This window comes from Halomonas sp. ALS9, from assembly GCF_001651035.1.
Lineage (GTDB): Bacteria > Pseudomonadota > Gammaproteobacteria > Pseudomonadales > Halomonadaceae > Vreelandella.
This window is the reverse complement of record NZ_LXRG01000065.1, coordinates 406925-414278: the sequence shown is the minus strand read 5'-3', so window position 1 is coordinate 414278 and position 7354 is coordinate 406925. Positions and strand designations below refer to the sequence as shown.

General features: G+C 53.0%; 5 protein-coding genes. All 5 read right to left on the bottom strand.

Going from position 1 to position 7354, the window contains the following annotated elements:
• Window positions 1–332 precede the first annotated feature (332 nt).
• From A6R74_RS06150 to A6R74_RS06130, 5 genes are read right to left on the bottom strand one after another with little or no spacing between them, the layout of a single operon-like run.
• Window positions 333–1325 carry an adenosine deaminase gene (locus A6R74_RS06150; protein WP_064233561.1) on the bottom strand — a complete coding sequence of 331 codons (993 nt, stop codon included), beginning with the start codon at window positions 1323–1325 and terminating at the stop codon, window positions 333–335.
• Window positions 1326–1367: 42 nt separating this feature from the next.
• A complete protein-coding gene (cydC, locus tag A6R74_RS06145; RefSeq protein ID WP_064233560.1) occupies window positions 1368–3074 on the bottom strand; it encodes a thiol reductant ABC exporter subunit CydC in 1707 nt (568 codons plus the stop codon).
• On the bottom strand, window positions 3071–4744 hold the full coding sequence (cydD, locus tag A6R74_RS06140) for a thiol reductant ABC exporter subunit CydD (protein WP_064233559.1): 1674 nt from the start codon (window positions 4742–4744) through the stop codon (window positions 3071–3073). The genes cydC and cydD overlap by 4 nt, the downstream gene beginning before the upstream one ends.
• Before the next feature lie 3 nt (window positions 4745–4747).
• On the bottom strand, window positions 4748–5749 hold the full coding sequence (cydB, locus tag A6R74_RS06135; RefSeq protein ID WP_064233587.1) for a cytochrome d ubiquinol oxidase subunit II: 1002 nt from the start codon (window positions 5747–5749) through the stop codon (window positions 4748–4750).
• A gap of 8 nt (window positions 5750–5757) precedes the next feature.
• Entirely contained in the window at window positions 5758–7173 is a 1416-nt protein-coding gene (locus A6R74_RS06130; RefSeq protein ID WP_064233558.1) for a cytochrome ubiquinol oxidase subunit I, read from the bottom strand.
• Window positions 7174–7354: the final 181 nt, after the last annotated feature.

Here is a 7354-nt window from a genome sequence, read left to right as displayed (position 1 = left end):
GTTTACAATCATTGTAATCCTTACTCGTCATCCGAAGATAACAAAAGCGGATCAAACTTGGCTCAAGGTTCAAACGAATTCATTCAAACTTTCGTTCTCATGACCGCTTGCCTTGATATTTGGTGATTTGTCACCAACGTCAGCAAGCGCCCACATGAATTACCTGATCAAATTGTTAAAGAGCTAGTCGTTGAGGCCGTGCCCCGTTGACGTGTGCGTATACTACCCGATTTCCCGTCAGGGTCAACAGCGATTTGAACATTTATGAGTAAAAACCTAGTCCTGCATATATATAGTCGTCACACCTAGCAAATAAACTTGGCGTAAGCACTTTACGCTGCAACCAAACGAGCCATCAACTCTTCGCGTCGCTCAGGGGTAGCAAAGGCCTCTTCGATAGCATTACGGGTTAGCTGGCGAAAGACCGCTTCATCCCAGCCAAACGCTTCGGCGCAAGCAAGGTGATTGGACAGCATACCGCCCCCAAAGTAAGCGGGGTCGTCAGAACTAATAGTTACTTTGAGCCCTTCAGCTAAAAGCTTCGGGAGCGGATGATCGCGAAGATCCTCTACCACCTTCAAGCTGACGTTAGAAAGCGGGCAGACCGTTAAAACAATTTGCTCACCGCGCAAGCGCCTAACTACTTTATCACTTTCTAAGCAGCGCACACCGTGGTCTATACGTTGAACATCAAGCAGATCCAGGGCTTCTGTAATATATTCAGCGGGCCCCTCTTCACCGGCATGGGCCACGCAGACCAGCCCAAGCTGCTTCGCGCGCTCAAATACGTCGACAAAGTCAGCGGGAGGATTGTTTAACTCAGCGCTATCCAAGCCAATGGCATCCAGCACCTTCCAGTATGGCGCCGCCTGTTCCAGCACATGCAACGCCTCTTCTGCTGGACGATCGCGCAAAAAAGCCATGATCATACCAATAGAGAGATCGAGGGTTTCCTCTGCTTCTCGCTTAGCTTTTAAAAGCCCAGCCATTACCACTTCAAGCGGCACGCCACGCTGAAGATGCGCTTGGGGGTCAAAGTGCATGTCGATATGCACCACGCCCTCTCCCCGCGCACGCTTGAAATAATCCATCGCCAGGTCGTAAAAATCCTCTTCATTACGAAGCACGCTCATACCCTGAAAATAGAGATTCAAAAACCCCTGCAGATCGCTGAAGCGGTAGGCATCTTTGGCGTCTTGAACTGTCGCATAAGGCAACTCAATGCCATTGCGCTGCGCTAAAGCAAACATCAACTCAGGTTCCAACGAGCCTTCGATATGCAAATGGAGTTCTACTTTGGGAAGATCACGTAAAAATTCGTGCATGAAGGGCTCCTAGCTGTCTTATCAATTGATCAATGCCACTCATTATTTAAGCGGGCATTGCTCAAGTTTACCGGCATCTAGATGCCAGTGGTACTCGACCCCAGGCAATAGACTCAGCGAACTAACCTGATGGACAAAGAAAATAGCCGTTCGATCAACCAGCCATTTATCCAGGGTCGCCGCGATGTGCTTGGCCGTCGCCGCATCAACGCCTGCAAACGGCTCGTCAAGAATCACCACTTGAGGATTGCATAGCAGCAAGCGCGCTAATGCCAAACGCCGGCCTTGCCCCCCGGAAAGCTGCTGACCTTTCTCGCCCACCGCAGTGGCTAATCCTTGCGGCAACTGCTCAACCCAGCCATCCAAGGCAACCCCTTTTAATACTTCCCAGAGCATGCCATCGCTAGCAGCAGGGTTGGCAATACGCAGATTCTCAGCAATAGAGGCATCAAACAGGTCGACCTGCTGAGTGAGCATGGCAAAGTGATTAGCCCGGTTTTCGTCCGTGAGCTGCCACGCTGGCACGCCACCGACCAGCGCCTCACCCTGGTTGGCTTTTAAGCGCCCCATCAACAGACTGGCTAAAGACGATTTTCCGGCACCGGAGTTGCCGGTAATCACCGCCCGCTTTCCAGCGGGCAGCTGCAGGCTAATACAACTTAACGCGGGCTCTAATGTTTTTGAGTAGCGCAGAGAAAGCTGATTAGCTTGAATGCTTAGGTCAACATTTTCAGGTAGCGCAACGGCGGGGACAGCCGACATTGAGTCACTGGTTAACTCATTTAGCCGGCAAACCGCTGCATAGCTAGCGCCCAACTTGATAAAGCTAGCCGGTAGCGTAATAAACGCCTCATTCGCTCCCAGCGCTATCAAAGCTGCCATCACCAAAATAGGGCCCGGTACCAATTGTTGGCTAAACACAAGGCTAGCGAACCACACTACTGCCACTACCAGTAAACCGCTAATGACACTCACTAGGCAGTTTATTAGTGCCGCCTTACGCCCCAAACGGCGCTGGTTGTTGAACGCTTGCCGCTCTTGGTTAGCAATCATCGCCCGGTGCCACTGTGTCGTTCGGTAGCTCATCAACTCAGCAGAAGCCTGCACTTGATCGACCACCAATCGACGCAGCGACTGCTGATCAACCACCTGCTGATAGCTTTGCGAAAATCCCCAGGCAGCAGCTAACAGGGTCGCCACTAACCAGAGTAAGCTCAGCGACACTGCCATCAGCACGCCAACCCCGGGCAACCAAATAGCTACAAAAAGCGACACTGCCACCACGCTAAGCAGCGCCACCAACGGTGGTACCAAGAGCCGCAGATAAAAGTTATCTAGGGTATCGATATCCGCCGTTAACCGGCTCAGCCAATCGCTGGCACGTTCACCATGCAAGCGAGCGTCGTCAAAGCGCGTCAAATAGCCAAATACCCGATAACGCAAGTCGGCAAGCAGCGTTAACACCGTATTATGGTTATACAGACGCTCAACATAGCGCGCCACGGTGCGCGCCAAGGCGAAAAAACGGATACCACCACCGGGGACATACACATCTAGCCGTGCAGGAATACCCAGGGCCAGGGCGATACCGGTAAGAGCGCTGGCAGTAATAAACCAACCGGATAAACCCAACAATGCAAGTCCGGCCATCAGAGTGATCCAAACTAGCAAAGCGCCCAACAAAAAGCGCCTGCGACGGCGCATTAAAAGCAGCAGCCAAGGGCGGAAGTCGCGATAAATAGCCATCATGAGATCACCTCGACCAGCTCATCCTGCTCAAAAGCAAAGTGGCGCTGGGCAACGGCGATCACTGCCGGATGATGGGTCGCTATCACCAGGGTGCGCCCCTCGTGGGCAAGCTCTAACAACGCCGCCAAAACAAACTGCTCAGTCTCCTGGTCTAAACTCGCCGTAGGCTCATCTAATAGTAGCAGTGGCGCATCGCTAAGATATACGCGGGCAAGTGCCAAACGCTGGGCTTGACCACCCGACAACCCTACTCCACGCTCGCCGATTAACGTATCCAGACCCTCGGGTAGCTGTGTTAATAGGGGCCCAAAACCAGCACGATGCAGCGCGGCAAGCATTTCTTCGCGGGAAGCTGCGGGTGCCGCTAAGCGCAGGTTATCAATTAAACTGCCGTGCAAAAGACAGGGCTGCTGATCAAGCCATGCGTAGCGACTATTTTGTTGTCGTCGATACTCCCCAGCACTGGGTGCGATAAAGCCCGCGAGCAGGGCCAATAACGTCGACTTCCCACTACCGGAGGCACCGCTAAGGGCCACTACTTCGCCACGCTGAATAGTGAGATTGATCGGGCCAATCACCTTCCCACGGCCTGGGTAAGCAACGCAAGCCGCCATTAACTCAATGACCGACCTATCTGACCGCGGTGCCACAGCGCGATATTCGCTCACCAAACTTGGCTGATTGAGTATATTCACGATGCTTTCAGCAGCACCAAGTGCCGCTGCGCGATCATGGTAGTGCTGAGAAAGCGTACGCAGAGGCTGGAAAAACTCAGGCGCCAGCAGCAACACCGCTAAACCCGAAAAAAGCGTCAGTGATGGTGACGGCCCATACTCGATGTAGCCCAGCAGGCCGAAACCGACATACATGGCCACAACCGCAATCGCCACTGAGGAAAAAAACTCCAGCACCGCCGATGAGAGAAATGCCAACCGAAGGGTACGCATGCTAAGGCGCCGGTAACCATCAGTGGCATACCAAACATCCTGCTGCGCGGCTGATGTACGGCCAAATAGCTGCAGCGTGGTCATGCCTCGCACACGGTCAATAAAATGCGCTGACAATCGCGATACCGCCACAAACTGATCGCGATTAAGGCGCTCAGCTCCCATACCCACCAACGCCATAAAAAGCGGAATCAATGGAGCTGAAAGCAGTAGAAACAGAGCCACTAGATAATCTAGCCACCCCGCCACCGCTAGTATCAATAGCGGCAAGCAGAGCGTAATCCGCAGTTGTGGGTAAAAACGCGCGAAATAGCCTTCAAGCGCGTCAATATGTTCAACCACCTGATTGGCCAAGGAACCACTGTGCTGGCTGGTTAGCCAAACCGGCCCTAAGGCAGATAACTTATCCAGCAGTTGAGCCCTGGCACGCTGACGAATTCGCAGGCTCGCGTCCAAGCTCAGCGTTTCATGCCCCCACTGAAAAGCAGCGCGTAACAGCACGCAGGCCAACAGCAGGCAGAACATGGGTACTAGAGAGATTGGCGATTGGTCTTGAACCACCAACTGATCAATCAGCCAGGCAAGGCCCACGACCACGACGATGGTTTGACTACCTGCCAGCACGCCGCAAAGTGCGGCGCCCAGCAGGCGCTTGCGCTCCCCCTTAGCCAACACCTGCAGCCAACTGCGCGGCGTAAGAGAAAGCGCGTCTTCAGTTATCATGGATCAGTGGTATCCCTCGCCGACACGCACCTTGCCGCGGAACACCCAATAGGTCCAAGCGGTATAGGTCAATATAATCGGGATAACAAATACCATACCGACGAGCAGGAATAGCTGTGATTCAGGTGAAGAAGCCGCGTCCCACAACGTGTAGTTCGGGGGCACAATCACCGGCCATTTACTGACGATCAGTCCTAGGTAGGTAAAGACATAGATGCCGATAGTCGCCAGGAAAGGCACACCTTCACGACGCTTTTGTACCGAACGGAAAACCACAAAAGCACAGGCCAGAGCGAGGAAGGGGAAAATCCAAATCAGTTGAATATTGCCAAACCAACGCTCCCATACCAGCGGATTCACAAACGGCGTCCACAAACTAATCACGGCGAAAACAAACAGCACCAGCGCCAGTAGCAACGGAGTGATTTTGTAGGCCCAGTCCTGCACATGTCCTTCTGACTTCAAGATCAGCCAAGTGGCCCCCAGCAGCGCGTAACCTGCCATTAAGCCAAGCCCGGTAAGAACTGAGAAAGGCGTTAGCCAGTCAAACGCGCCACCCACGTAGGCAAAGTTTTCAACCGGGAAGCCTTGGATATAGGCCCCTACTACAGCCCCTTGAGCAAAGGCGGCGATCGCGGACCCCCAACAAAAGGCGCGGTTCCACCAGCGTCTGTTGCGGCGTGACTTGAAACGAAATTCAAAGGCAACGCCACGAAAGATCAACCCTGCCAGCATTAAGAAAACGCCAATGTAAAGCGCAGGCAAGAACACCGAATAAACCAGTGGGAAGGCACCTAACAAGCCAGCACCGCCAAGCACCAGCCATGTTTCGTTGCCGTCCCATATCGGCGCCACCGAATTCATCATCACATCCCGCGCATCTTCATCAGGCGCAAAGGGGTAGAGAATGCCCAACCCCAAATCAAACCCATCCATCAGCACATACATCATGATGCCGAAACCGATAATGAAGGCCCAGATCAACGTTAAATCAAACATTTCCAAGCTCATGATTAGCTCCTCACCGGATCAACGTCATCATCAAAAGGTGTATGCGCCGCCGACAAAGGCCGCATTGGGCGCTTGAAGTTTTCGTCGGTCGTTTCGCGCTCTTCTTCCGGCAGCATACCGTTGCGAACTACGCGTGTGAGGTAATAAATACCCGCATAAAACACCACGCCGTAGACCAAGGCATAACCAATCAACGTAAACAGTGCCATAGGCCCAGTCAGCGAAGGCGTTAAACCCTCAGCATGGGTCATCATGCCGTAAACCAACCACGGGGAACGGCCTGACTCTGTAACGATCCAGCCAGCCAGGACAGCAACAAAGGGCATGGGAATCATTGCCGTCAGGCCTTTTAAGAATAACCGCTTGTCGTAAATACGCCCTTTGCGGCGCAATACCAGCCCTGTCAGCGCCACTGCAATCATTAGCAGACCAATACCCACCATGACCCGGAAGCCCCAAAAGACGATTAGCACTGGCGGCTGCTCTTCAGGCGGCACTTCGCTTATACCCGGCACTTCCCCGTCAATAGAGTGGGTCAAGATGATGCTGGCCAGGTTGGGAATGCCCAGCTCAAAGTGGTTGGTTTGCGCTTCCTGGTCAGGGATGGCAAACAGCAGCAGCGGCACATTGCCTGAGGTCTCCCAGTGCCCTTCCATGGCCGCCACTTTCGTCGGCTGGTGCTCTAAGGTGTTAATGCCATGGAAATCGCCAATGACCGCCTGGGTGGGTGCTAAAAACAGCAATAACCAGAGACACATGGAGAGTGCGCGACGATTTGCTTCCGGGTCACGGTCACGTAACAGAAACCAGGCACTCACCCCTGCCACAACAAAGCCACCGGTCAAAAACGAGGCAACGGCCATGTGCATAAAGCGGTAGGGAAACGAAGGGTTAAAGATCGCCTCGCTCCAGGAAGTCACGTGGAAGCGAAAGTCGATCAGCTCAACGCCGGCAGGCGTATGCAGCCAGCTGTTAGCCGATAGAATCCAGAAGGAAGAGATAAAGGTTCCCACCGCCACCATAATGGCAGCAAATAAATGCACCCCCTGAGGCACCTTACCGCGGCCGAATAGCAGTACGCCCAAGAAGGCTGCCTCTAAGAAGAACGCAGTGACGACTTCATAGCTGAGCATGGGGCCGAGGAAATTCGAAGAAGCCTGGGAAAAGTTGCTCCAGTTAGTACCAAACTGGAATGACATGACGATCCCTGACACCACCCCCATCCCAAAGACAACGGCAAACACCTTTGTCCAGAATAGCGAGAGGCGATCCCAAGCAGGATTCTTCGTTTTGAAGAACAGGCCATGGAGCAGCGCGATGTAGGACGCCAAGCCAATCGTAAACACTGGGAAGATAGCGTGAAACGACACAACGAATGCAAATTGCAATCGCGATAACACCAGCGGATCAAGTTCCATTTCACTCTCCTAAGACCTGAATCGGTATCCCATATGGGTTAACACAAGCTTAGTAGAGCCTTTATGGCACGACACTTTTAGTTATAAGCACTAAGCTTATTTCTTTACGCTAAAACTCTGAGATTAGCGCCCCTCTTGGACAATCATTATAAGACAGTCTCCGACTGTCCAAGATGAGTCG

What these genes read in the sequence shown, in the direction of transcription:
- A6R74_RS06150 (WP_064233561.1), bottom strand. Translation starts at nt 1,325, where the DNA reads ATGCACGAATTTTTACGTGATCTTCCCAAAGTAGAACTCCATTTGCAT.
- cydC (WP_064233560.1), bottom strand. Translation starts at nt 3,074, where the DNA reads ATGATGGCTATTTATCGCGACTTCCGCCCTTGGCTGCTGCTTTTAATG.
- cydD (WP_064233559.1), bottom strand. Translation starts at nt 4,744, where the DNA reads ATGATAACTGAAGACGCGCTTTCTCTTACGCCGCGCAGTTGGCTGCAG.
- A6R74_RS06130 (WP_064233558.1), bottom strand. Translation starts at nt 7,173, where the DNA reads ATGGAACTTGATCCGCTGGTGTTATCGCGATTGCAATTTGCATTCGTT.